This window comes from Caballeronia sp. LZ062 (assembly GCF_031450785.1).
Taxonomy (GTDB): domain Bacteria; phylum Pseudomonadota; class Gammaproteobacteria; order Burkholderiales; family Burkholderiaceae; genus Caballeronia.
The window spans coordinates 1,458,957-1,482,357 of record NZ_JARTWB010000002.1 but is presented as its reverse complement, the minus strand read 5'-3'; the positions used below and the strand labels follow the sequence as shown (position 1 = coordinate 1,482,357).

At 63.5% G+C, this 23,401-nt stretch carries 24 protein-coding genes and 1 tRNA gene; 12 read left to right on the top strand and 13 right to left on the bottom strand.

Going from position 1 to position 23,401, the window contains the following annotated elements; genetic code table 11:
• Nucleotides 1–149 precede the first annotated feature (149 nt).
• The 6 genes from uvrB (at nucleotide 150) to P9239_RS13065 (ending at nucleotide 6,257) form a co-directional block, all read left to right on the top strand.
• Nucleotides 150–2,246, top strand: coding sequence for an excinuclease ABC subunit UvrB (gene uvrB / locus P9239_RS13090; protein ID WP_309751455.1), 2,097 nt, complete (start codon nucleotides 150–152; stop codon nucleotides 2,244–2,246).
• A 279-nt stretch (nucleotides 2,247–2,525) separates the two neighbouring features.
• Nucleotides 2,526–3,071, top strand: a complete 546-nt coding sequence (locus P9239_RS13085) for an iron transporter (RefSeq protein WP_404980012.1) — start codon at nucleotides 2,526–2,528, stop codon at nucleotides 3,069–3,071.
• 69 nt (nucleotides 3,072–3,140) lie between these two features.
• On the top strand, nucleotides 3,141–3,473 hold the full coding sequence (locus P9239_RS13080) for a cupredoxin domain-containing protein (RefSeq protein WP_404980013.1): 333 nt from the start codon (nucleotides 3,141–3,143) through the stop codon (nucleotides 3,471–3,473).
• Nucleotides 3,474–3,543: 70 nt separating this feature from the next.
• Complete coding sequence (locus P9239_RS13075) at nucleotides 3,544–4,395, top strand: FTR1 family protein (protein ID WP_309751450.1); 852 nt, start codon at nucleotides 3,544–3,546, stop codon at nucleotides 4,393–4,395.
• A gap of 32 nt (nucleotides 4,396–4,427) precedes the next feature.
• On the top strand, nucleotides 4,428–5,819 hold the full coding sequence (locus tag P9239_RS13070) for a 4Fe-4S binding protein (RefSeq protein ID WP_309754035.1): 1,392 nt from the start codon (nucleotides 4,428–4,430) through the stop codon (nucleotides 5,817–5,819).
• Nucleotides 5,820–5,843: 24 nt separating this feature from the next.
• Nucleotides 5,844–6,257, top strand: a complete 414-nt coding sequence (locus P9239_RS13065) for a heme-binding protein (protein ID WP_309751448.1) — start codon at nucleotides 5,844–5,846, stop codon at nucleotides 6,255–6,257.
• A 231-nt stretch (nucleotides 6,258–6,488) separates the two neighbouring features.
• Here the strand turns inward: P9239_RS13065 and hemP are convergent, their stop codons facing one another.
• The 4 genes from hemP to P9239_RS13045 all read right to left on the bottom strand — a co-directional run bounded on the left by hemP (nucleotide 6,489) and on the right by P9239_RS13045 (nucleotide 8,806).
• Nucleotides 6,489–6,740 carry a hemin uptake protein HemP gene (hemP, locus tag P9239_RS13060; RefSeq protein ID WP_309751446.1) on the bottom strand — a complete coding sequence of 84 codons (252 nt, stop codon included), beginning with the start codon at nucleotides 6,738–6,740 and terminating at the stop codon, nucleotides 6,489–6,491.
• A 123-nt stretch (nucleotides 6,741–6,863) separates the two neighbouring features.
• Nucleotides 6,864–7,352, bottom strand: coding sequence for an SRPBCC family protein (locus P9239_RS13055; RefSeq protein ID WP_309751444.1), 489 nt, complete (start codon nucleotides 7,350–7,352; stop codon nucleotides 6,864–6,866).
• A gap of 33 nt (nucleotides 7,353–7,385) precedes the next feature.
• Complete coding sequence (locus P9239_RS13050; protein ID WP_309751442.1) at nucleotides 7,386–7,793, bottom strand: OsmC family protein; 408 nt, start codon at nucleotides 7,791–7,793, stop codon at nucleotides 7,386–7,388.
• 146 nt (nucleotides 7,794–7,939) lie between these two features.
• Nucleotides 7,940–8,806 carry a pirin family protein gene (locus tag P9239_RS13045; protein WP_309751440.1) on the bottom strand — a complete coding sequence of 289 codons (867 nt, stop codon included), beginning with the start codon at nucleotides 8,804–8,806 and terminating at the stop codon, nucleotides 7,940–7,942.
• Between the two features lie 166 nt (nucleotides 8,807–8,972).
• On the opposite strand from P9239_RS13045, the gene P9239_RS13040 reads away from it, so the two are divergent.
• Nucleotides 8,973–9,935: a LysR family transcriptional regulator gene (locus P9239_RS13040; RefSeq protein ID WP_309751438.1), complete on the top strand. Its 963-nt coding sequence runs from the start codon at nucleotides 8,973–8,975 to the stop codon at nucleotides 9,933–9,935.
• 343 nt (nucleotides 9,936–10,278) lie between these two features.
• Here P9239_RS13040 and P9239_RS13035 read toward each other — a convergent pair whose 3' ends face one another.
• From P9239_RS13035 to P9239_RS12995, 9 genes are all read right to left on the bottom strand, one after another.
• Nucleotides 10,279–10,701 (bottom strand): biopolymer transporter ExbD, encoded by a 423-nt coding sequence (locus tag P9239_RS13035; RefSeq protein WP_309751435.1) that lies wholly within the window; start codon nucleotides 10,699–10,701, stop codon nucleotides 10,279–10,281.
• Nucleotides 10,702–10,713: 12 nt separating this feature from the next.
• Nucleotides 10,714–11,460 (bottom strand): MotA/TolQ/ExbB proton channel family protein, encoded by a 747-nt coding sequence (locus P9239_RS13030; RefSeq protein WP_309751432.1) that lies wholly within the window; start codon nucleotides 11,458–11,460, stop codon nucleotides 10,714–10,716.
• Nucleotides 11,461–11,488: 28 nt separating this feature from the next.
• On the bottom strand, nucleotides 11,489–12,238 hold the full coding sequence (locus tag P9239_RS13025; protein ID WP_309751431.1) for a TonB family protein: 750 nt from the start codon (nucleotides 12,236–12,238) through the stop codon (nucleotides 11,489–11,491).
• Between the two features lie 239 nt (nucleotides 12,239–12,477).
• Entirely contained in the window at nucleotides 12,478–12,702 is a 225-nt protein-coding gene (locus P9239_RS13020) for a (2Fe-2S)-binding protein (RefSeq protein WP_309751430.1), read from the bottom strand.
• A 146-nt stretch (nucleotides 12,703–12,848) separates the two neighbouring features.
• Nucleotides 12,849–13,715, bottom strand: coding sequence for a glutamate racemase (gene murI / locus P9239_RS13015; RefSeq protein ID WP_309751428.1), 867 nt, complete (start codon nucleotides 13,713–13,715; stop codon nucleotides 12,849–12,851).
• 14 nt (nucleotides 13,716–13,729) lie between these two features.
• Nucleotides 13,730–14,203 carry a bacterioferritin gene (bfr, locus tag P9239_RS13010; protein WP_309751426.1) on the bottom strand — a complete coding sequence of 158 codons (474 nt, stop codon included), beginning with the start codon at nucleotides 14,201–14,203 and terminating at the stop codon, nucleotides 13,730–13,732.
• Between the two features lie 212 nt (nucleotides 14,204–14,415).
• Nucleotides 14,416–15,939 (bottom strand): fumarate hydratase, encoded by a 1,524-nt coding sequence (locus P9239_RS13005; protein ID WP_309751424.1) that lies wholly within the window; start codon nucleotides 15,937–15,939, stop codon nucleotides 14,416–14,418.
• 48 nt (nucleotides 15,940–15,987) lie between these two features.
• Nucleotides 15,988–16,575, bottom strand: coding sequence for a TIGR00645 family protein (locus P9239_RS13000; protein WP_309751422.1), 588 nt, complete (start codon nucleotides 16,573–16,575; stop codon nucleotides 15,988–15,990).
• A gap of 187 nt (nucleotides 16,576–16,762) precedes the next feature.
• Entirely contained in the window at nucleotides 16,763–17,686 is a 924-nt protein-coding gene (locus P9239_RS12995) for a DMT family transporter (protein WP_309751420.1), read from the bottom strand.
• Between the two features lie 384 nt (nucleotides 17,687–18,070).
• Between P9239_RS12995 and acs the strand changes: the two genes are divergently transcribed.
• The 5 genes from acs (at nucleotide 18,071) to P9239_RS12970 (ending at nucleotide 23,371) form a co-directional block, all read left to right on the top strand.
• Nucleotides 18,071–20,053 carry an acetate--CoA ligase gene (acs, locus tag P9239_RS12990; protein ID WP_309751418.1) on the top strand — a complete coding sequence of 661 codons (1,983 nt, stop codon included), beginning with the start codon at nucleotides 18,071–18,073 and terminating at the stop codon, nucleotides 20,051–20,053.
• An 80-nt stretch (nucleotides 20,054–20,133) separates the two neighbouring features.
• The gene (locus P9239_RS12985; RefSeq protein ID WP_309751416.1) at nucleotides 20,134–20,478 is read left to right on the top strand and encodes a DUF4212 domain-containing protein; all 345 of its coding nucleotides are present in this window, start codon (nucleotides 20,134–20,136) and stop codon (nucleotides 20,476–20,478) included.
• Entirely contained in the window at nucleotides 20,475–22,499 is a 2,025-nt protein-coding gene (locus tag P9239_RS12980; RefSeq protein ID WP_309751414.1) for a sodium:solute symporter family protein, read from the top strand. Before P9239_RS12985 ends, P9239_RS12980 begins: the two co-directional genes overlap by 4 nt.
• A 43-nt stretch (nucleotides 22,500–22,542) precedes the next feature.
• Nucleotides 22,543–22,632, top strand: a tRNA-Ser gene (locus tag P9239_RS12975).
• A 346-nt stretch (nucleotides 22,633–22,978) separates the two neighbouring features.
• A complete protein-coding gene (locus P9239_RS12970) occupies nucleotides 22,979–23,371 on the top strand; it encodes a DUF3597 domain-containing protein (RefSeq protein WP_309751412.1) in 393 nt (130 codons plus the stop codon).
• The last annotated feature ends 30 nt before the right edge of the window (nucleotides 23,372–23,401 follow it).

Sequence of the window (23,401 nt, the reverse complement as noted above, 5' to 3'; positions counted from 1 at the left end):
CAAATGGCGCTTGAGATAGGCCGCGCGAACCCAATGTGTTTTTCCATGCGCGTCATCCCGACGCCCGATTCCGCACCCGTCCGGGCGCAGCGCCGGTTTTCCGGCAGCCGCTAGAATAAGTGTTTGTCCCGGCGAAGACTCCGTTTCCCATGTCCGATACCCTCATCGAAGCGCCCGACGCACTGGACGAGTCGAAGTTCGTCACCTTCGACGGCTCGCCGTTTCAGCTCTATCAACCGTATCCGCCCGCAGGCGACCAGCCGGGCGCGATCGCGACGCTCGTCGAAGGCGTCGAGGACGGTTTGTCGTTCCAGACGCTGCTCGGCGTCACGGGCTCCGGCAAGACGTTCACGATGGCCAACGTCATCGCGCGGCTCGGCCGGCCGGCCATCGTCTTTGCGCCGAACAAGACGCTCGCCGCGCAGCTTTACGCCGAATTCCGCGAGTTCTTTCCGCGTAACGCGGTCGAGTACTTCGTCTCGTACTACGACTACTACCAGCCGGAAGCGTACGTGCCGCAGCGCGATCTGTTCATCGAGAAGGATTCGTCGATCAACGAGCACATCGAGCAGATGCGGCTTTCGGCCACGAAGAGCCTCTTGGAGCGGCGCGACGTGGTGATCGTGGCGACCGTGTCGGCGATCTACGGTATCGGCAATCCGTCGGAGTATCACAAGATGATTCTGACGCTGCGCACGGGCGACAAGCTCGGCCAGCGCGACATCATCGCGCGGCTGATCGCGATGCAGTACAACCGTAACGAAGCGGACTTCCAGCGCGGCACGTTCCGCGTGCGCGGCGACACCATCGACATCTTTCCGGCGGAACATGCCGAGATGGCGGTGCGCGTCGAGCTTTTCGACGACGAGATCGAGGCGATGCAACTCTTCGATCCGCTCACCGGACGCGTGCGCAATAAGATTCCGCGCTTCACCGTGTATCCGTCGTCGCATTACGTGACGCCGCGCGACACCGTCATGCGCGCCATCGAGACGATCAAGGGAGAACTGCGCGACCGCCTCGAGTTCTTTCATAGTGAGGGCAAGCTGGTCGAGGCGCAGCGCCTGGAGCAGCGCACGCGTTTCGACCTGGAAATGCTGCAGGAACTCGGCTTCTGCAAGGGCATCGAGAACTACTCGCGGCACTTTTCGGGCGCGGCGCCCGGCGAGCCGCCGCCGACGCTCGTCGATTACTTGCCGCCCGACGCGCTGATGCTGCTCGACGAATCGCACGTGCTGATCGGCCAGTTGAACGGCATGTACAACGGCGACCGCGCGCGCAAGGAAAATCTCGTCGATTACGGCTTTCGCATGCCGTCGGCGCTCGACAACCGGCCGCTCAAGTTCAACGAGTTCGAGCGCAAGATGCGTCAGGCGATCTTCGTGTCCGCGACGCCCGCCGATTACGAGCAAAAGAAAGCAGGGCAGGTCGCCGAACAGCTCGTGCGCCCGACCGGTCTCGTCGATCCGGAAATCGAAGTGCGTCCCGCGCGCTCGCAGGTGGACGACGTGCTCTCGGAAATCAACGCGCGCGTGGCCGCACAGGAGCGCGTGCTCGTCACCGTGCTGACCAAGCGCATGGCAGAGCAGCTCACCGAATTCCTCTCGGATCACGGCGTGAAGGTGCGCTATTTGCACAGCGATATCGATACGGTCGAGCGCGTCGAAATCATCCGCGACTTGCGCCTCGGCACGTTCGACGTGCTCGTCGGCATCAACTTGCTGCGCGAAGGCCTGGATATCCCGGAAGTGTCACTCGTCGCGATTCTCGACGCCGACAAGGAAGGTTTCCTGCGGGCCGAGCGTTCGCTGATCCAGACCATCGGCCGGGCGGCGCGCAATGTGAACGGCAAGGCGATTCTTTATGCCGACAACATGACCGATTCGATGAAGCGCGCCATCGACGAAACCGAGCGGCGGCGCGCGAAGCAGATCGCGCATAACCAGGCGATGGGCATCACGCCGCGCGGCGTGGAAAAGCGCATCAAGGACATCATCGACGGCGTCTACAGCGCCGACGAAGCGCGCGCCGAGCTGAAGGAAGCGCAGGCGCGCGCCAAGTTCGAGGACATGAGCGAGAAGCAGATCGCGAAGGAAATCAAGCGCCTCGAAAAGCAGATGATGGACCACGCCAAGAATCTCGAATTCGAAAAGGCGGCGCAGACCCGCGACCAATTGGCGCTCCTTCGCCAGCGCGTGTTCGGCGCGAGCGTAAGCGATCAGGTGAGCGGAATCGGCGGCAAGTGACCGTGCGGAAGGCGGCGGACGGGAAAGTCGCCGCCGTTCATCACCGTCCGTGAAAGCCGCCCGACAGCCGAAAACCCTTACCAGCGTTAGTCCCATTCACTCCGTCAAATTGTTCGCCGCATCAAACGATGCTAAACTGACAAACATTGAGAATGGTTCGCATTAACGTTACGCCGTGACCCAGCGGGTTCACGGAAAACGCCGATGCGACTGTCTCGTGGCATGGCAGCGCGAAGCAACGCCGCACGCGCCGACCGATAACAAGAAGGAGTGTGTTTGATGGTTTCAACGTTGATGCGCGGCCTCGTCGCCGCCGCTGGTCTCACGGCGATGATGGCGGCCTCGGCTGCCGAATATCCGATCGGCAAACAGCATATCGAAGGCGGCATGGAAACGGGGGCCGTCTACCTTCAGCCGATCACGATGGCGCCTGAAGGCATGATGCGCAAGGCGTCGGATTCGGACATCCACCTGGAAGCGGATATTCACGCGGTCAAGAACAATCCGACCGGTTTCGCCGAAGGCGACTGGATGCCTTACCTCAACGTCACGTACGAGTTGAGCAAGGTCGGCACGACGCAGACTATCAAGGGCGATCTGATGCCGATGGTGGCCAGCGACGGCCCGCACTACGGCGACAACGTCAAGCTCTTCGGCCCGGGCAAGTATCACCTGAAGCTGCATGTCTCGCCGCCGTCGGAAATGGGCCACATGGCGTTCGGCCGTCACACGGACAAGGAAACGGGCGTCGGTGCGTGGTTCAAGCCGTTCACCATCGAGTACGACTTCCCGTTCGCGGGCATCGGCAAGAAGGGCGGCTACTAAGCAGGTCGCTTGATTTGCGCGCCCGGAGTTTCATCGGCTGGCGGGCGCGTGCATCTTCGGAAAGGACGAATGAAATCGAAAATTCAGGTGCTTGCGCTCATGGTGTCCGCGATGTTTGTCGCTACGGCGAGCGCAGCCGATCTGCCGACGTTCAAGCTCGAAATGAACGACGGCAAGCTGAATCCGGCGCGCATCGAAGTGCCGGCGGGGCAGCGCATCAAGATCGAAGTGCATAACGTTGGCAAGGGCGCGGCGGAATTCGAAAGCGTGCAGTTGCGCAAGGAGAAGGTGCTCGCGCCGGGCGCCGATTCGTTCGTGGTGATCGCGCCGCTCGATCCGGGCGAGTACAAGTTCTTCGACGATTTTCACCAGACGGCGCAGGGCGTGATCGTCGCAAAGTGATGTTTGAGCCGCGCGGCGCGTTCACGGGCGAAGCGCGGCCGATACAGCAGAACGGGCAGGGAGTTCGATAATGGGGCAGGTACTTTTCATCGTTTGGCGGGAAAGCGTCGAGGCGCTTCTGGTCGTCGGCATTCTGCATGCGTGGCTCAAGAACGGCGATCATCAGGCGCGTCGCGGCCTGCCTTATCTGTGGTTCGGCGTGGCGGCGGGCTTGCTCGCGGCCGTCGGCCTCGGCGCCGCCCTCATCGGCTTCACCGAAGTCCTGTCCGGCAATGCACAGGATTACTTCCAGACGGCGATGGTGCTCGTCGCGTGCCTGCTGATCGTGCAGATGGTGCTGTGGATGAAGCGCCACGGCCGCACGCTCAAGCGCGACATGGAGACTTCGCTCAAAAAGACCACGCAGGACGGCCATTGGTGGGGCATCGCGCTGCTGGTCGCGCTCGCGATTGCGCGTGAAGGCAGCGAAACGGCCGTCTTCCTGTATGGCGTCGGCTTCGGGCAGTCCGGGCACGTCGCGGCTTCGCAGTACGCGGCGATCATCATCGGCTTCGGGCTCGCGCTCCTGACCTTTTACGTGCTCCAGCTCGGCGGCAAGGTGTTCTCGTGGCGCGCGTTCTTCCGCGTGACCGAAATCATGCTGCTGTTTCTCGCGGCGGGACTTTTCGAGACGGGCGTCGACAAGCTAATCGACATGGAAGTGCTGCCCGTCATCGTGAATCAGGTGTGGAGCACGTCCGCGATCCTCGACGACTCCAGCACCTTCGGCTCGCTCGTCGCGACGCTGACGGGGTATCGCGCGCATCCGGCGGGGATGAATCTCGTCGCCTATGCGGTGTACTGGATCGTGATCTATCTCTTGTTGCGCCGTTCGAATAGCCAGATGGCGCAGAAACAGAAGGCGGCCGGGCGCCCAGCATGAGCTCCTCGATGCAAGACAGCGTGCAACCACGCATGCAAGGCCAGAGCCGGCTTCAGCAAGCCGGTCACTGGATGCAACGGCACGGCAGCACGATCCGCGGGATTCAATGGGTCGTCGTTGCCGTGTATGCGTTTCTGATCATCGTTCCTGCGGTGCTGCCGCTGCCCGACGGGTCCGCGCATCTCTGGAACAACCTGACGCTCGCGGCGCAGTTCGTGTTCTGGGGCATCTGGTGGCCGTTCGTGCTGCTGTCGATGGTCATGCTCGGCCGCGTCTGGTGCGGCGTGCTGTGTCCGGAAGGCGCGCTGACCGAGTTCGCGAGCCGCTTCGGGCGCGGGCGCGCCATTCCGCGCTGGATGCGCTGGGGCGGCTGGCCGTTCGTCGCGTTCGGTTTGACGACCATCTACGGCCAGATGGTCAGCGTCTATCAGTATCCGAAGGCGGTGCTGCTGGTGCTCGGCGGCTCGACCGTCGCGGCGATGATCATCGGCCTGCTGTACGGCCGCGAAAAGCGCGTGTGGTGCAAGTACCTGTGCCCGGTCAACGGCGTGTTCTCGCTGCTCGCGCGTCTCGCGCCGTTTCACTACAAGGTCAGCGAAGACGCGTGGCGCCGGTCGTACAAGCAGGGCGAGCACGGACATCGCGTCATTCCGATCAACTGCGCGCCACTCGTGCCGCTGCGCAACATGAAGGGCGCGGCGGACTGCCACATGTGCGGGCGCTGCAGCGGTCACCGCGACGCGATCGCGCTGAGCTGGCGCTCGCCCGCAGAGGAAGTCGTGAAGCTCGGCGACAAGGCGGCGAATCCGTGGGACACGGCGCTGATTCTCTACGGCCTGCTCGGCATCGCTATCGGCGCGTTTCACTGGACGGTCAGCACGTGGTTCGTCGATCTCAAGCAGTTTTTCGCGGGCTGGCTGATCGATCACAACATTCTCTGGCCGCTCGATACCAACGCGCCGTGGTTCCTGTTCACGCATTATCCGGAGCAGAACGACGTCTTCTCGTGGCTCGACGGCACAATGGTCGTCGGCTATATCCTCGCGACGGCGCTGGTCTACGGCACGACGCTGCTCGCGCTGATCGCAATGGGCGCGCGTATGCTCGGAAGATTGAGCGCGACGCGCGTGCATCACCTCACGCTCGCGCTGATTCCGATTGCGGGCGTCGGCGTGTTCCTCGGACTTTCGGCGACGACGGTTTCGCTGCTGCGCGCCGAGCACGTGGCGCTGTGGTGGGTCGCGGACCTGCGCATCGCGCTGCTGGCAATTGCCAACGTGTGGAGCGCCTGGCTCGCGTGGCGCGTGACCGGACGCTATGCGTCGGCGCTTGGTCCCCGGCTCATTTCGATGCTATGGTTGATCGCTGCGCTGGCCGTGGTGGACAGCGCCTGGTACCTGATGTTCTGGGGCTTTTCCCGATAACGTCAGCACACGAGCGAGCGCCAAGTGAGAACGAAACCCGCACTGACCGACGATGACGTGTTAGCCATGGCCGCCGCCGCCGAGGCGCACGCGAAGAACCACAACTGGAACGTGACCATCGCCATCGTCGATGACGGCGGGCATCTGCTGCATTTGCATCGGCTGGAAGGCGCGGGCGCGAGCACGGTGGAAATGGCCACGGGCAAGGCGCGCACGGCCGTGCTGGGGCGCCGCGAGACGAAGGTCTACGAAGACACCATCAAGCAAGGGCGCACCGCGTTTCTGTCCGCGCCCATGACCGCGATGCTCGAAGGCGGCGTGCCGATCTTCGTCGGCACGGATATCGTCGGGGCGGTGGGCGTGTCGGGCGTGAAATCGGATCAGGATGCGCAGATCGCGCGCGCAGGCATCGCCGCGCTGGGAATCGAAAACGTCTGAGTCGGCGGGCAGTCGCAGATAGAAAAACGGCGCGGTCTCGCCAGAGATCGCGCCGTTTGTTTGAGCGTAGGTGTGCGGCAAAAAAACGGCTTCGCTGGCTACCGACGACTGGCTGGTGTTTGCACGAAGGGGTCTAAATTCTCGCGTGCAAGTCGTCCTTGCTGGCTAAGGCCAAACACCTCTTGGCGAGGTGGTCCCCACAATACACGGTACTACTGCTGTTCTTTCGCGCTACTTCGTCAGGATCAGCTTACCCAGACGCGTCGCGCGCAACTGATAGGTCTCCCCGTTATGCACGATGGCGACGTGGCTGCGGCCTTGCAGCAGCGCGTCGCTGCGCACGCTGCGTTCGCCGTTGGCATCGCTCGCCGACACGCGCTCCGTTTTTATTGCCTCGGCCGAAGCCTTCGGGCGGGTGATAGCCGCGTCGCGGACAACCGGGCGGCGCAGCCTGAGCGTGGAGGATCGCAGCGTGTCGGACATGTCGGTCGGTGAGTGCCGTCGTTGATTCGATGGTTCTATCGTAATGATAATTATTCCTATTTGCAACTAAGACGTTCCGATGAAGACGCAGCTTCCGATAGCCGCGCTTCATCTCCCACGGTCTCAGTGCAGCGGACTTTCGCCGGTGCGCCCATGCGCGTACTGACGAATCAGCCGCACGGTGTCGATATCCGATTCGCGATACGCCGACTTCACGATTTCCCGCGTCTGCCGTTCGTCAGGCGTGGAGTCATCGGTTTCCGGCAGCGTCGTGCTGTAGGTGAAGCGCAGAAAGAGCTGCATGGCGTCGGGCTGCTCGATGGCCATCGTCAGCGAGCCGCCCACGTGCTCTGCGGTCGGCAGAATGTCGTAGCGCACGCTGTTGTTCGGATCGAGCGTCACGCGATCGCGCACGACGGCCTGGCCGTAGTGAAGCTCGCGCTCCATCACGTCGCCTTCGCGAGAGAGAATGGCGCAGCTATCGAGCCCCAGCACGAAAAGCTGCGGCTGTTCCGCGCGCAGGACGAGGCCCTCCCACAACTGCTCGCGCGTGAGCGAGTCGACGAGCGGGTTCTGCGGATCGTTGATTTGGATCAGATGTTCGAAATTCAAAACGACGTTTCCTTGGACGTTCGTGACGCCCGGTCACAACGGTTCGGCGGGAACGAGCCCCGATTCGATGCGGATGGCACCGGCCAGAACTTTGTGCATCGGGCAGGCATTGGCAATTTGCAAAAGGCGTTCCCGTTGCTCGTCGTCGAGCGGACCGTCAAGCGAGATACGGCGATCGATCAGGGTGCCGTCCGCCGTGGTTTGCATCGACAGTTCGACTCGCAGTGCTTCCAGCGGCCAGCCCTTGCGTTTCGCGTACATTCGCAGCGTGATGGACGTGCAGGCGCCGAGGCTCGACAGCAGCAACGCAGACGGCTGCGGCGCCGAGTCCGCGCCGCCGAGGCTGGCTGGCTCGTCGGCAAACCATGTATGGGTGCCGTCTTCGAGGCGAGTCTGATAATCGGCGCCGCCGATGGTGGCGGTCACGACAGGAGCGGACATGCGCGTTTCCTCGGTTCGGTCGATGACGAGAGATAACGTAACGGCGGACGGACGCGAAAAACGGCGCCGGCCGAACGGTCATTGTGACGCAATGTCCCCGTTCTTGCCGCGCCGTTTCGCTTGTTTCGAACTGACGAATCAACCGCTCAGTGCGTGATCGCGCCCATGCGTCCCGCCTGATAGTCGATGACGGCCTGGCGGATCTCGTCTTCCGTGTTCATCACGAAGGGACCATAGCGCACGACCGGTTCCTTCAGCGGCACGCCGCCCAACAGCAGGATCTCGGCCGGTTCATCGCCGGCGGCGAGTGTGATGGTGTCGGCATCGTCGCGGAAGATGACCATCTGTTGCGCGCGGACGGGCTGGCTCTGCGGACCGTACAGCGCGGTGCCCGACAAGCTGTAGGCGAACACGCGAAAATCACGCGGCACGCGTTGCTCGATCATCCCGCCCGGCTGCAGCGAGAAGTGCTGATAGAGAATCGGCGTACGTGTTTCGATCGCGGCCTTCACGCCGAGAGCCTCGCCCGCGATCACCTTCACGCGCACCTTGCCGTCTTCGCTCGTCGCGACGGGAATCCGCTCCGATGGAATCTCCTGATAATGCGGCGCGATCATCTTGTCGCGCTTCGGCAGGTTCACCCACAACTGGATGCCGTGAACGCGCCCGCCGCGCTGCGTAAAGGCCTCGCCCGGCATTTCGCTATGCACGACGCCCGCGCCGGCCGTCATCCACTGGACGTCGCCCGGGCGCATGGTGCCGGAGTGCCCAGCGGAATCCTTGTGGCCGAATTCGCCCTCCAGGACGTACGTGACCGTTTCGAAACCGCGATGCGGATGATCCGGCGCGCCTTTCGCCTCGCCGGGCGCGTAGTCGACCGGGCCCATTTCGTCCAGCAGCAGGAACGGATCGAAGTCCATCAGAAGACGCGTCGGAAACGGGCGATGCACGACGAATCCGCCACCTTCGACAGTGCGCATGGCGGGAATGATGCTCGAAATGGTCCGGCTCATGATGGTTTGCCTCGCGTCGCCATTAGGGGAATAGCGATAAATGTAGAACACGAAGCTATTATATGGGCCGTATTTGAGGGTAATAGACGCGGCAGCGCAATGGATTGTCCTGCTGCGATAAACAAACCGGCCGCGCGCCGGGGACAACGGCCAATCCGGACACGACATGACAGCCGACTCGCACGATCTCAACGACCTGATGTACTTCTCGCACGTCGTCGAACACGGCGGCTTTTCCGCCGCCGAGCGCGTGCTGGGCATCTCGAAGTCGCGGCTGTCGCGGCGAGTGTCGGAATTGGAGGCATCGCTCGGCGTGCGGCTGTTGCAGCGCTCCACGCGCAAGCTCGCCCTGACCGAGGCGGGGCAACTGTTCTACCAGCATTGCCAGGCGATGCTCGCCGAGGCGCAGGCCGCCGTCAACGTGGTGCAGAGCCTGCGTGATTCGCCGCGCGGCACGGTGCGCGTAAGCGTGCCCGTGACCATCGCGCAGACGTTTCTCGCGGCCGTGATGCCCGACTTCATGCATCGCTATCCGGAAGTGCGCGTCGTGCTGCGGGTGACGAACCGCGTCGTGGACCTGTTCGAGGACGCGATCGACGTCGCGCTGCGCGTGCGCTCCGAGCCGCCCGCCAGTTCCAACGTCGTCGCGCGGCCGCTATGGCGCACGCAGCAAATGCTCGTCGCCGCGCCTTCGCTGCTGAAGCCGAACGCGCCGCCGATGACCGTCGCCGATCTCGCGCAATACGACACGCTCGACACGCCGTCGGCGGATGGCCGGCACGTGTATCGGCTGATCGCGCCCGATGGCACGCGCTATGAGTTCGAGCACGAGCCGCGGCTCGTCACCGCCGATCTCTCGATGATTCGCGAAGCCGTGATGCGCGGCGTCGGCATTGCCGCGTTGCCCGAAATGATGTACGGCGCGCCGCTTCGAAGCGGGCAGTTGTCGCCGGTCATGCCCGGCTGGACGTTCCCGACGCCGCAGCTCTACGCAGTGTTCCTGTCGCGGCAGGGCATGGTGCCGGCCATTCGCGCGTTCGTCGACTTTCTCGTAGAGTGCATCGACGGTGGCAAACGCTTTCCGGGCGAATGTCCCGTGATCGAGCATCCCGAGCAGGAAACGGTCTGACCGCCTGCGAGCGCGAGCGGGGCATCGCTTCAGACATTGAAGCGTGCATTTGCGATGGACAGATTCAATCGCGCGAATCTTGTACGGGAAAATCGGCAGGTCTATATTGAAGTCTCTTTCGCTAAGGAGCTTCTTATGCGGAAATTGACGGCTACTCTGATAGTTAGCCTGATAGGGCTGATCGCGCTGTCCGTGTCGACCACGGCTGCTGCATGTGACGGTTCTGGCGGCTCAGGCTATTCGAGCCCCAAGTAATCGCCTCGCCCGAATGCGCCGAGCGCGCAAGAAAAAAGGCCTTCATCCGACGATGAAGGCCTTTTACTTTGCCGCTCTTCTTCGACGCCTATTTCCCTGCCTTCGGCTGCGTCACGAAACCGATCTTCGACAAACCGCCTGCCTGCGCCGCCGACATCACGTCGGCCACGCGCTCATACGGCACCTTGCGATCCGCACGCAAGTGCAGTTCCGGCTGCGGCGACTCCTGCGAGGCCTGCGCGATGCGCGCGTCGAGCGCCGCATCGTCGATCTTCTGGTCGTTCCAGAGAATGGTGCCGTCGGCCTGAATCGCGACGTCCACGTGCGCGGGCTTTTCGTCCTGCGGCTGACTGCTCGCGTGCGGCAAATCGATCTTCACCGCGTGATGCATCGCGGGAATCGTCACCAGAAAAATGATCAGGAGAACGAGCATGACGTCGACGAGCGGCGTCATGTTGATTTCGCTCATCATGCCGTCGTCTTCATCGCCGGCGAATGGGCTCATGGCCATGCGAACCTCCGCTTAGCTGGCGCGCGTCGCAAGACGCAGGCTGTCGGATTGCGCATTGGTCGCGCGCTTGCTCGACGACAGTTTTGACCCGGTGACGAAAAATGCGTGCAGGCCGTGCGCGAAGCGGTTGAGCTTCGTCACGATGCTCTTGTTCCCGCGAGTCAGCGCGTTGTAGCCGAGCACCGCCGGAATCGCGACAAAGAGGCCGAACGCGGTCATGATGAGCGACTCGCCGACCGGACCCGCGACCTGATCGATCGAAGTCTGGCCCGTCGCGCCGATGGTCAGGAGCGCGTGATAGATGCCCCACACGGTGCCGAAGAGTCCGACGAACGGCGCCGTACTGCCGATCGACGCCAGCACCGCAAGCCCCGCCTGCATACGGCCGACGCTTTCGTCCATGACGTCTTTCAGGCAGCGCGTGATCCAGTCCGAGACATCCATGCGGTCGTGCAGATGCGGCTGCGTCTGGTGATGATGGTCCGCGGCTTCCTGCCCGGCGAGCGCGAGCGCGAGAAACGGGTTGTCCGCCGCGCTCGACGACTGGCCGCCCAGCTTGTTGATGCCGTCGTTGAAGTCGTCGGAATGCCAGAACGCCTGTTCCGCGTTCTTCGTCAAGCGCTTGAGCCGCACGACGTTCCACGCTTTCACGACGATCACCGTCCAAGAAAGCACCGACATGATGACGAGCGCGAGCGCGATGCCGCGCGTCACGAAATCGCCTTGCGCCCAGACGTGCGCAATTCCGTAGTTTTGCATTGCTGTTTCCTTGTTTCCAAAAAACCGGCTAGTCGTTCAGGCTGAATACGAACGGGACGGTGGCCGTGGCGCGGATCGCCTCGCCATTCTCCTTGTACGGCGTGCAGGTGCTCGACCTAACGGCGTCGAGCGCGGCGTCGTCGAGGCGCGAGGAGCCGCTACTTTTTTGCAGCGTCACGGTGTCGATCTTGCCCGTGAGGCCGACCGTCAGCTTGACCAGCGCCGTACCGGTTTCCCCACGGCGGCGTGACATCGCCGGATAGTCCGGCTGCGCGATATTGCACGACAGGTGCGCGACGTTCTTCGGCGCGGCGAGGTCCATCGTCGGCTTTCCGATGGCGGGCGCGGCGGGCGCAGGCGCGGCCGGCGGCGGGGCGGGCGGAGCAGGGGGCGTCGGCTCGGGCGCGGGCGCGGCAATTTGCGACGGTGCTTGCGCGACCGGCATCGGCGCGGGTTTCGGCTCGACCTTGGGTGTGACCTTCGGCTTCGGCTGCGGCTTGGGCTGCGGCTTCGGAACGGGTTTCGGCGGCTGAGGCGTGGGCGGTGACTGGACGGCAACCGGCTGCGGCGCGGGTTGGGGCGTCTCGCTGATCAATTGCGCGGTGATGGCTTTCGCTTCGACGGGGCGCGGCGGTGCTTCATGACGCATCGTCAGCGCGACGCCGAGCAGCGCCGCATGTATCGCGAGGACAAGAGCGCACGCGGCGAGTAGCCGAGGATGGACGCTCGATGACGGCGCTGACTGAAAAGCGGCGGGAGACGGGGTCGAGGACTGCATGCTTGAAGTTATTCTGAACTCTGCTTGCCTGACGGCCAATGTCACTGACATCCCGACCAAAAGCTGGCTTACGACAGTGACAAAGCAAAGTCACCTACGAAATATCAGCAGCGAAATAAAAAGGGTAGCCACGAAACCAATCAGCAATTCCATTTCTTCTCCTTTGAGCGCGGCTGAAAGGCTTGCAGAAGGTACTGCGGCTGATTGGCGACGCGGCGCGGCCGACTGGCGCCAATGCGTCAGGCCGCTTGCCGCTCGTAGAACGTGACGGGCGCCGCCTGCACGCCGCAACGCGAGGCGCAGACGCCGCTTTGCGCCATCACGTCACGCACGCTTTCTTCGCACTTCCCGCAGCACATGGCGACGCCGAGTTCGAACTGAAGTTCATCAAAGGTGTCGACGCCGTCCGCGATGGCGGCGCGAATCTTCCGGTCGGACACTGACTTGCAGACACAGACGATCATGATGGTTCGCGATAGCTTCTGTTAATGCGAATTATTATCATTCACTGCCGCGAGGTTTGCAAGCGAGGGCTGGAGTTTTTTGTAACAGGGTGCTGGGGTCAGGCGAGGGGGGAAGCGGCGCGTGTCGCCGTTCGGGGGAGAGCCCTTTATGCGCTGGGGTTCTCGGCAGTGCGCGAATGCGCCGTCGGAATATCGACGTGGTGTACGTTGGCTTCGATTCGCAGCAGCGACGCCGCGAGCTGGCGCTGCGATTCGCCGTCAGCGGTCGAGTAAAAGCGCGGCGTGGGTTCCACCGATGCGTCCGTGTTGCGCAAACCGCTTGCGTCGAGCAGACGCTCGAGCTGCCGCGCCACGGCGACGCTCGTGTCGACGATACGCAGGCGTTCGCCCGCGATCTCGCGGATCGCGCGGTCGAGAAAAGGGTAGTGCGTGCAGCCGAGCACGAGCGTGTCCGCGCCGGCGTCGAGCATCGGCTTCAGATAGCCTTCGAGCAGCGCCATGAGTTCGGGCGACGAGGTGTCGCACCGTTCCACCGCCTGAACCAGGCCGTGCCCCGGCTGGCAGATAAAGCGGCAATTACCGGCGTAACGGTCGAGCAGGGACTGAAAGCGCGCGCTGCGCAGCGTCGCCTGCGTGGCCAGCACGCCGACCACGCCGGTCTTCGACACCGCCGCCGCCGGCTTCACGCCGGGCTCGACGCCGACAAGCGGGATAGCCAGCCGCTCGCGCACGTGAGCAATGGACTGCGCCGTCGCCGTGTTGCACGCGACGACGAGCGCCTTCGCTCCCTGCGCGACGAGCCATTCGCCGATGGCTATGGTGCGCCCGGTGATGAACGCGTCATCGCGCTCGCCATAGGGCGCGTGCAGCGAGTCCGCCACGTAGATCAGCCGCTCGTGCGGCAGCACGGCGCGGACCGCGCGCAGCACGGAGAGCCCGCCCAGACCGGAATCGAAAATTCCGACGGGCGCGCGCGCGCCCGACTGCCCGAAAGATGCGACAACAGCCGACATGATCGCCTACTGGCTTATTGCTCGCCCATCATGCTTTGCTGGTAGTTCTGAATGCCGACCTTGTCGATCAGATCCAGTTGCGTTTCCAGCCAGTCGATGTGTTCTTCAGTGTCGTTCAGAATCTTGTCGAAGATGTCGCGGGAAACGTAATCGCGCACCGACTCGCAATACGCGATGGCTTCCTTGCACGTGGACTGCGAAATCTGTTCGAGCTTCAGATCGCACTCGATGATTTCCTTGGTCTCTTCGCCGATCAGCAGCTTGTGCAGGTCTTGCAGATTCGGCAGGCCGTCGAGCATGAACACGCGCTGAATCAGCCAGTCGGCGTGCTTCATTTCTCCGATGGACTCGTCGTATTCGTGCTTGTTCAGTTGTTCGAGGCCCCAGTGCTTGTACATCCGGGCGTGCAGGAAGTATTGATTGATCGCAGTCAGCTCGTTCTTCAACTGCGCGTTCAGATATTCGATGACTTTCGCGTCGCCTTGCATAGGTGTCCTTGTTCCGGGCGTGTGAGCATGGGGGAAAAGATAAACCTTGGGACTGGGGCCTGCCAAGGTTGAGAAGGAAATTTTTGTCGCGGCCGAAGATGAGAATGGAACACTTTATCGGCGATGCGGCTTGCATAGAAAAAACCGGGCGCGCGGCCCGGCCTTCCGGCCGCGCCGCGCAGGTCATGCGCGATGCGCTCCGCGTCTGATGCTTACGCCGTCGCGACCGGAATCTTGCCGATCTTCGCCTGCCATTCGGCGGGGCCGGTCTTGTGAACCGAGGTGCCGTTCGGATCGACGGCCACCGTGACGGGCATGTCCTTCACGTCGAACTCGTAGATGGCTTCCATGCCGAGGTCTTCGAACGCGAGCACCTTCGCCTCGCGGATCGCCTTCGAGACGAGATACGCCGCGCCGCCGACTGCCATCAGATACGCGGCCTTGTGCTTCTTGATCGCCTCGATGGCGACGGGGCCGCGCTCGGCCTTGCCGATCATCGAGATGAGGCCGGTTTGCGCGAGCATCGTCTCGGTGAACTTGTCCATGCGTGTGGCCGTGGTCGGGCCTGCCGGGCCGACGGCTTCGTCGCGCACCGGATCGACCGGGCCGACGTAGTAAATCACGCGATTCGTGAAATCGACCGGCAGCTTTTCGCCCTTGGCGAGCATGTCGGCGATGCGCTTGTGCGCGGCGTCGCGCCCCGTCAGCATCTTGCCCGAGAGCAAGAGCGTCTGGCCCGGCTTCCACGAGGCGACTTCTTCCGGCGTCAGCGTGTTCAGATCGACGCGCTTGCTCGTCTCCGTGTTCGGCTGCCACGTGACCTTCGGCCATGCGTCGAGCGGCGGCGCGTCGAGCTTGGCGGCGCCCGAGCCGTCGAGCGTGAAGTGCGCGTGGCGGGTCGCCGCGCAGTTCGGGATGATCGCAATGGGCTTCGAAGCCGCGTGCGTCGGCGCGGCCATGATCTTGACGTCGAGCACGGTCGACAAGCCGCCGAGACCCTGCGCGCCGATGCCGAGCGCGTTGACCTTCTCATGCAGTTCGACGCGCAATTCCTCGATCCAGTCCTGCGGCCCGCGCGCGATGATGTCCTGAATGTCGATGGGGTCCATCAGCGATTCCTTCGCCATCACCATCGCCTTTTCGGCCGTGCCGCCGATGCCGATGCCGAGCATACCCGGCGGGCACCACCCGGCGCCCATCGTCGGCACGGTCTTCAGCACCCAGTCGACGATCGAATCCGACGGATTGAGCATCGCGAACTTCGACTTGTTCTCCGAGCCGCCGCCCTTTGCCGCGACCTGCACGTCGACCTTGTCGCCGGGCACGATCTCGTAATGGATCACGGCCGGCGTGTTGTCCTTCGTGTTCTTGCGCGCGCCTTCGGGCGGGCTCACGATCGAGGCGCGCAGCACGTTGTCCGGATTCAGATAGCCGCGGCGCACGCCTTCGTTGATCATGTCGGTGACGGACATCGTCGCGCCGTCCCAACGCACATCCATGCCCACCTTCACGAACACCGTCACGATTCCCGTGTCCTGACAGATCGGCCGCTTGCCTTCGGCGCACATGCGGCTGTTGGTCAGGATCTGCGCGATGGCGTCTTTCGCAGCGGGGCTTTCCTCCAGCTCGTAGGCGCGGCCGAGCGCCTGAATATAGTCGAGCGGATGGTAGTAGCTGATGTACTGCAGAGAATCGGCGATGCTCTGAATCAGGTCTTCTTGCTTGATGACGGTCATGGCTTGGGCTCTGGGGGACGAAAGACTGCGTGCGTTCTCTGTGACGCTCTAGTCGAGTGCGCTTCGGGGTGTTGCTGTCTCGCTGTGAAAGTGCCGCGGATGCGTGTGCGTGGTCAGCCGGTCGACATACGCCATGACGAGCGCGGACACGAGAAACGCCACGTGGATCACGACTTGCCACAGCACGGTATGAAACGTGTGCTGATCCGGATTGATGAACGTCTTCAACAGATGAATCGACGAGATGCTGATGAGCGCCATCGAGAGCTTCACTTTCAGCACGCCCGCGTTGACGTGATCGAGCCACTCGGGCTCGTCGGGATGGCCTTCCACGCCGAGACGCGACACGAACGTTTCGTATCCGCCGACGATCACCATGATGAGCAGGTTCGAGATCATCACCACGTCGATCAGGCCGAGCACGACCAGCATGACGTTGGTTTCGTCGAGCGTCATCGCGTGCGTGACGAGGTGCCAGACTTCCTTTAGGAACAGCACCACATACACGCCCTGAGCGACGATCAGTCCCAGATAAAGCGGCACCTGCAGCCAGCGACTCATGAAGATCAATCTAGGCAGCGCCTTCATCGGGCCGGATTGCACGGGCGAATCGGGGAAGTGCTTCGGAGCGGGCATGGGCGGCGTGTCGGGTCGGACGGTCGGCGGAGAAATGCGTCAAAAGCGCGGAACGGACTGTGCGCGGCGTCTGGCGGGCGCGGAAACCGTGCCCGGACGGGAAAGCCCGATATTGTAGCGTGTCGCCGCGCGAGCCTGCCTGAACGCAGCGACAAGCACTTTTGTGCCAATTGAATGGAATGCGCAGCTACGCGCCGCTTTCGCGGTTCCCGCGCTCGTCGCGTGCCACGGGCGTGCGGCGCCTCAGGCTCGCCAGGACGATGCCCGCCATCACGCACGCGAGCGCGACGCCATGCGCGAGCGTCGGCCGCTCCCCGAGGAAAGCGATGCCGTAGAACGCCGCGGCAATCGGCAAGACGGCCGAGAACACGCCCGCGAGGCTGCCGGCCACGTGGCGGATGCCCTTCATCCAGAGCCAGAACGAGAAGACGCTCGCCGACAGCGCATACCATCCGACGAGCGCCCACGTGGCCCAGCCGACGCCGCGCCAGTCGAACGCGAGCGCGGTCGGCAGGCCGAGCGGCAGCATCAGCAGAAAGCCTAAGCCGTGCGTGTACGCGCAGATGTCGATGGCGGGCAATGTCTGCGTCAGACGCCGCGACAGAATCACGTAGAGCGATTCGCAGCACACCGCGCCGACCACCATCAGATTGCCCGCGAGCGAGCCGCCGCCGCCGCTGCCGCCGCCACCGCCCGTTTGCGCGACGTTGATCACCACGACGCCGACCACTGCCAGCGCGATCGAAGCGAACGCCCGTCCGCCCGGCTTCTCTTTGAGGAAGATCCACGCGAACAGCGCAACGACGGCGGGCATCGTGCTCGTGATGACGCCCGCCGCGACCGCGCTCGTGCGCGCGACGCCGTTCAACATCAGCAGCGTGAAGCCGAACGTGCCGAAAAGCGCTTGCAGGAAGAGGTTGATCCACTCGGCGCGCGCCACGCGCTTCATCTTCGACGGACGCAGCAGCGGCCAGAGCACCGCCAGCGCGATGACGAAGCGCAGCAGCGCGAACAGCGGCACCGGCACGAACGCGACGATCGACTTGCCGATGCCGACATTGCTTCCGACGAGCAGCATCGACGCGATGAGATAGAGGGCGTAGCGATTCAAGCTGTGATTTCGGCGGCGAGCGCATGACAAGCGCGCGGCGAGTTCAGTTAGGATTGTGGGGACGCATTGTAGAAGCCGCGCAGACTCCGTGTATACCCCGTGCCGCAGCACGCGGTCGCGTAAGAAGCGGGTAAGTTGCGCGGCCTATCTTGATCTTCATGCAGGCTGCAATGAGTCGGCAAGCGCGTTTCGCAAACGAAGCGCGCTGGCAAGGTTGCAAGCGGCCGGCAATCCGCCAGACGGCGGAGCCGGTCGACAGGAGACAGGGTTCGGCGAGAACGCCCGTGCGCGTGACGCTTTCGAACCTCAACAACATGCGGCGTGCCCGCCTCAAGCGTCGAGTGCGCCGCCGGCTTTTAGAATCACCATCGGAGGGGGTTGTCGATGTCTGCGATCGAATCGGTTCTTCATGAAAAACGCGTGTTTCCGCCGTCAGCCAGGGCGTCGTCCGGCGCGGCGATTTCGGGCATGGACGCGTACAAGGCGCTCGCCGCCGAAGCGGAGCGCGACTACGAAGGCTTCTGGGCGCGGCTCGCGCGCGAGACGCTCGCGTGGCACAAGCCGTTCTCGAACGTGCTCGATGAAAGCAACGCGCCGTTCTATACGTGGTTCGCGGACGGCGAGCTGAACGCGTCGTATAACTGCCTCGACCGGCACGTGGAAGCGGTGCGCGGCAACGAGAACGCAATCATCTTCGAAGCCGACGACGGCACCGTGACCAACGTCACGTATCAGGACCTGCTCGAACGCGTCTGCCGCCTCGCCAACGCGCTCAAGAAGCGCGGCGTGAAGAAGGGCGACCGCGTCGTGATCTATCTGCCGATGTCCGTCGAAGGCGTCGTCGCGATGCAGGCGTGCGCGCGCATCGGCGCGACGCATTCGGTCGTGTTCGGCGGCTTCTCGTCGAAGTCGCTGAACGAGCGGCTCGTCGATGTCGGCGCAGTCGCGCTCATCACTGCCGACGAGCAGATGCGCGGCGGCAAGGCGCTGCCGCTCAAGAGCATCGCCGACGAAGCGCTCGCGGCCGGCGGCTGCGACGCGGTGAAGGACGTCATCGTGTATCGCCGCACGGGCGGCAAGATCGCGTGGAACGAAGGGCGCGACGTGTGGCTGCACGAGATCGTCGAGAACGAAGCGGCGCAGTGCGAGCCCGAATGGGTGAGCGCGGAGCATCCGCTTTTCATCCTGTACACGTCCGGCTCGACGGGCAAGCCAAAGGGCGTGCAGCACAGTACGGCGGGCATTCTGCTGTGGGCCGCGCAGACGATGAAGTGGACCTTCGACATGAAGGCGGGCGACATCTTCTGGTGTACCGCCGACATCGGCTGGATCACGGGGCACAGCTATATCGCGTACGGGCCGCTTGCCATCGGCGCAACGCAGATCATGTTCGAAGGCGTGCCGACGTACCCGAACGCGGGCCGCTTCTGGGACATGATCCAGCGTCACAAGGTTACCATCTTCTATACCGCGCCGACGGCCATCCGCTCGCTCATCAAGGCATCGGAAGCGGACGCGAAGGTGCATCCGAAGAGCTACGACCTCTCGACGCTGCGCATTCTCGGCACGGTCGGCGAGCCGATCAATCCGGAAGCGTGGATGTGGTACCACGAGAACGTCGGCGGCGGGCAGTGTCCGATTGTCGATACGTGGTGGCAAACGGAAACCGGCGGCCACATGATCACGCCGCTGCCGGGCGCCACGCCGCTCGTGCCGGGTTCGTGCACGCTGCCGCTGCCGGGCATCATGGCCGCAATCGTCGATGAAACCGGCCAGGACGTGCCGAACGGGCAGGGCGGCATTCTGGTCGTGAAGCGCCCGTGGCCGTCGATGCTGCGCAACGTGTGGGGCGATCCGAACCGCTACAGGACGAGCTACTTCCCGGAAGAACTCGGCGGCAAGCTGTATCTCGCCGGCGATGGCGCGGTGCGCGACAAGGAGACCGGCTATTTCACGATCATGGGCCGCATCGACGACGTGCTCAACGTCTCGGGCCATCGTCTGGGCACGATGGAGATTGAGTCGGCGCTCGTCGCGAATCCGATCGTCGCGGAAGCAGCCGTGGTCGGACGTCCCGACGACACGACGGGCGAAGCGGTCGTCGCGTTCGTCGTGCTCAAGCGCGCGCGTCCGGAAGGCGACGAAGCGAAGCAGGTCGCCAACGAACTGCGCTCGTGGGTCGCGAAGGAGATCGGGCCGATCGCGAAGCCAAAGGATATTCGCTTCGGCGAGAACCTGCCCAAGACGCGCTCGGGCAAGATCATGCGGCGTCTGTTGCGCTCGCTCGCGAAGGGCGAGGAGATCACGCAGGACGTGTCCACGCTGGAGAATCCCGCGATTCTCGATCAACTGGGCGAAGCGCGCTGAAGCTGTTCTAAGCGACCGCCGCCCGATAAGCGGCGGTCGATCCCGATTGCCGATGCCACGCGGTTTTGGTACATAACCGCATGGTCACGCCTGCCGATCCACCTGCTTCCACGCTTGCCTCGCCGCCGCGCGTCTCGGCGGCAGCGGCGCGTGCGCATCGCGCGTACTGGCGCTTCAATGTCGCGCTGATCGCGGTGCTGCTAGCGGTCGGGTTCGTGGTCTCGTTCGGCGTGCCGCTCTTCGCGGAGCGCCTGCAGCACGTGCGCATCGCCGGCTTTCCGCTGCCTTTCTTCTTCGGCGCGCAGGGCGCGATTCTCGTCTATGTGACGCTGATCGCCGTCTATATCGTGTTGATGCAGATCGCCGATGCGCGGCTCGTGCGCGCCGTCGGAGACGCCCAAGCGAGTGACGACGGCCAACGATGAAGCTCACCAATCGGCTGATCGTCACCTACGCGCTCTATACGCTCGGCTTCCTGCTCTTCATCTTCGTGATGGAGCGCATCGAGCGCACGGCCGGCGCGGGCATGTGGGTCGGCTACGTGTTCCTGTTCGTGCCGATTGCGGTCTATGCGGTGATCGGGCTGCTTTCGCGCACGTCGGATCTCGTCGAATATTACGTGGCCGGGCGGCGCGTGCCGTCCGCATTCAACGGCATGGCGACGGCGGCGGACTGGCTGTCGGCGGCGTCGTTCATCGGACTCGCGGGGTCCATCTACGCGAGCGGCTACGACGGCCTTGCTTACATGATGGGCTGGACCGGCGGCTATTGCCTCGTCGCGTTTCTGCTCGCGCCTTATGTGCGCAAGCTCGCGCGCTACACCATTCCGGATTTTCTCGGCACGCGCTTCTCGAGCAACCTCGTGCGCGGACTCGCCGCCGTCGCGGCGATTCTGTGCTCGTTCGTCTATCTGGTCGCGCAGATTCAGGGCATCGGGCTGATTGCTTCGCGCTTCATCGGCATCGAGTTTTCAATCGGCATCTTCTGCGGGCTCGCGGGCATCCTCGTGTGCTCGTTTCTCGGCGGCATGCGCGCGGTGACGTGGACGCAGGTTGCGCAGTACATCATCCTGATCAGCGCGATGCTGATTCCGGTGTCGATGATCGCCCATCGTGAAGGGCTCGGCTGGTTCCCGCAGTTCAACTATGGCCGCGTGATGCAGCGTGTGGAGACGCTCGAACGGGCGCTCGCCGTCTCGCCCGACGAAGCGCGCGCCCGCGCCGATCTCGCGCGGCAGGCGGGGCGCGCGCAGCAACGCATCGATGCGCTGCCGCAGTCGTTCTTCGATGAACACGCGCGTCTGGTTGCCGAAATCGCCGATTTGCGGCGGCATAACGGGCCGCTACGCGAGATCAGCGAACGCGAGCGCGAACTCGCGTCGTTCCCACGCGATCCCGCCGATGCGCAGGCGAGATGGTCACGCGAACGCGATGCGTTGAGCGAGCGCGTCGCCGCCCCCGTGCCGATGACCGACGCGTTAGCGCCCGACGTCGCGGAGGCTGGAAACGCGGGCGCGCATCGGCTGAACTTTCTCTCGCTGATTCTTTGTTTGTCGATCGGGACGGCGAGCCTGCCGCACATTCTCACGCGCTATAACACGACGACCTCGGTGGCCTCGGCGCGGCGGTCCGTCGGCTGGACGCTCTTCTTCGTCGCGCTGTTCTATCTGACGGTGCCGGTGCTCGCGGTGCTGATCAAGCATGAGATTCTGACGGGGATCGTCGGGCATCGCTTTTCCGAGCTGCCGCAGTGGGTGACGCAATGGCGGCACATCGAGCCGTATCTGATCCGAATCGGCGATATCAACGGCGATGGCGTCGTGCGCTGGGCCGGCATTCAGATGCAGCCGGACATGGTGGTGCTCGCGGCGCCGGAGATCGCGGGTTTGCCGTACGTGATTTCCGGGCTGATTGCGGCGGGCGCGCTGGCCGCGGCGCTTTCGACGGCCGATGGTCTCTTGCTGACCATCGCGAACGCGTTGTCGCACGACGTCTACTACTGCATGGTGGATCGCCGCGCGACGAGCCAGCGCCGCGTCACGATTTCGAAAATACTGCTGCTCGGCGTTGCGCTGCTCGCGTCATATGTGGCGTCGCTCAATGCGGGCAACATTCTCTTTCTGGTGGGTGCGGCGTTTTCGCTCGCGGCGTCGAGCCTCTTTCCGGCGCTGGTGCTCGGCGTGTTCTGGAAGCGCACGACGCAGCGGGGCGTCGTGGCGGGAATGATCGCGGGGCTGATCGTGTGCGTGTACTACATCGTGTCGACGTATCCGTTCTTCACGCATCTCACGGGCTTCGACGGGCGGCGGTGGTTCGGCATCGAGCCGATCAGTTCTGGCGTATTCGGCGTCCCGGCGGGATTCGTGGTTGCGATCGCGGTCAGCCTTCTCGATCGCAAGCCGGACGATTACACGCGCGCACTCGTCGACTACATTCGTCACCCGTAGGGACTAGGCGGGCGGCGGGAACTTGGTATAATCGCTGTCTTCCGGAGAGATGGATGAGTGGTTTAAGTCGCACGCCTGGAAAGCGTGTATAGGGTAAAACCTATCGGGGGTTCGAATCCCCCTCTCTCCGCCAGAACCATCCTCAGAATCCCGCAAAGCCGCCGCCGGCTTGCGGGATTTTTGTTTTGGTTCATCATTCCAGCGAGCGGCGCGGCCACGCTCATGTGCTCATCGACGCGTTGCCTCGGCCTTAGTCGCCAACGCGCGACGGCCACGTCTGCCAGAAGCGACAGTCTACCCCGCGAGGCACCGGACTCCTAACCACCACTGCAAATATTCATCGAAATCCGCCTCGTTTTGTCCGATGCGACCGATCCCCGGCCGACTTGGCGTTAAAGTCCGGCGGCTTATCGCCGCTTCTGTCGCTGACCAGATCGGCGAGCCTGCACCTTCCGTAGTCAACTCAAAAGGACAGAAGTATGAGCATCTTCGGTGACATCGTGGGCAAGATCTTCCACAAGGCTAAACCCGCCGAGCCGGCACCGGTCGCCGAGCCGGACCCGGCACCGGCCGCTGCGGTAGACGTGGCTGCGGCCGCACCCGCGCCGCTGTCCGACATTGACGTGACCGCCGTAATGGACCAACTGGCGAGCGAAAGCAGCCAGCAACTGAACTGGCGCGTCTCCATTGTCGACATGATGAAGCTGCTCGGTGTGGACAGCAGTCTCGAACACCGCAAGCAACTCGCCACGGAACTCAAGTACGGCGGCGACATGAACGACTCGGCGTCGATGAACATCTGGTTGCACAAGCAACTGATGCAGGCACTCGCCGCAAACGGCGGCAAGCTGCCCGGCGATCTGATCGGCTAAGCGTCTCTGTACGAACGCAAAGCCCGCGAC

What these genes read in the sequence shown, in the direction of transcription:
- P9239_RS13085 (WP_404980012.1), top strand. Translation starts at nt 2,526, where the DNA reads ATGGTTTCAACGTTGATGCGCGGCCTCGTCGCCGCCGCTGGTCTCACG.
- P9239_RS13040 (WP_309751438.1), top strand. Translation starts at nt 8,973, where the DNA reads ATGACAGCCGACTCGCACGATCTCAACGACCTGATGTACTTCTCGCAC.
- P9239_RS13030 (WP_309751432.1), bottom strand. Translation starts at nt 11,460, where the DNA reads ATGCAAAACTACGGAATTGCGCACGTCTGGGCGCAAGGCGATTTCGTG.
- bfr (WP_309751426.1), bottom strand. Translation starts at nt 14,203, where the DNA reads ATGCAAGGCGACGCGAAAGTCATCGAATATCTGAACGCGCAGTTGAAG.
- P9239_RS13000 (WP_309751422.1), bottom strand. Translation starts at nt 16,575, where the DNA reads ATGCCCGCTCCGAAGCACTTCCCCGATTCGCCCGTGCAATCCGGCCCG.
- P9239_RS12980 (WP_309751414.1), top strand. Translation starts at nt 20,475, where the DNA reads ATGAAGCTCACCAATCGGCTGATCGTCACCTACGCGCTCTATACGCTC.
- P9239_RS12970 (WP_309751412.1), top strand. Translation starts at nt 22,979, where the DNA reads ATGAGCATCTTCGGTGACATCGTGGGCAAGATCTTCCACAAGGCTAAA.
- P9239_RS13080 (WP_404980013.1), top strand. Translation starts at nt 3,141, where the DNA reads ATGAAATCGAAAATTCAGGTGCTTGCGCTCATGGTGTCCGCGATGTTT.
- P9239_RS13005 (WP_309751424.1), bottom strand. Translation starts at nt 15,939, where the DNA reads ATGACCGTCATCAAGCAAGAAGACCTGATTCAGAGCATCGCCGATTCT.
- uvrB (WP_309751455.1), top strand. Translation starts at nt 150, where the DNA reads ATGTCCGATACCCTCATCGAAGCGCCCGACGCACTGGACGAGTCGAAG.
- P9239_RS13045 (WP_309751440.1), bottom strand. Translation starts at nt 8,806, where the DNA reads ATGAGCCGGACCATTTCGAGCATCATTCCCGCCATGCGCACTGTCGAA.
- acs (WP_309751418.1), top strand. Translation starts at nt 18,071, where the DNA reads ATGTCTGCGATCGAATCGGTTCTTCATGAAAAACGCGTGTTTCCGCCG.
- P9239_RS12985 (WP_309751416.1), top strand. Translation starts at nt 20,134, where the DNA reads ATGGTCACGCCTGCCGATCCACCTGCTTCCACGCTTGCCTCGCCGCCG.
- murI (WP_309751428.1), bottom strand. Translation starts at nt 13,715, where the DNA reads ATGTCGGCTGTTGTCGCATCTTTCGGGCAGTCGGGCGCGCGCGCGCCC.
- P9239_RS13070 (WP_309754035.1), top strand. Translation starts at nt 4,428, where the DNA reads ATGCAAGGCCAGAGCCGGCTTCAGCAAGCCGGTCACTGGATGCAACGG.
- P9239_RS13075 (WP_309751450.1), top strand. Translation starts at nt 3,544, where the DNA reads ATGGGGCAGGTACTTTTCATCGTTTGGCGGGAAAGCGTCGAGGCGCTT.
- P9239_RS13035 (WP_309751435.1), bottom strand. Translation starts at nt 10,701, where the DNA reads ATGGCCATGAGCCCATTCGCCGGCGATGAAGACGACGGCATGATGAGC.
- P9239_RS13050 (WP_309751442.1), bottom strand. Translation starts at nt 7,793, where the DNA reads ATGTCCGCTCCTGTCGTGACCGCCACCATCGGCGGCGCCGATTATCAG.
- P9239_RS13025 (WP_309751431.1), bottom strand. Translation starts at nt 12,238, where the DNA reads ATGCAGTCCTCGACCCCGTCTCCCGCCGCTTTTCAGTCAGCGCCGTCA.
- hemP (WP_309751446.1), bottom strand. Translation starts at nt 6,740, where the DNA reads ATGTCCGACACGCTGCGATCCTCCACGCTCAGGCTGCGCCGCCCGGTT.
- P9239_RS13020 (WP_309751430.1), bottom strand. Translation starts at nt 12,702, where the DNA reads ATGATCGTCTGTGTCTGCAAGTCAGTGTCCGACCGGAAGATTCGCGCC.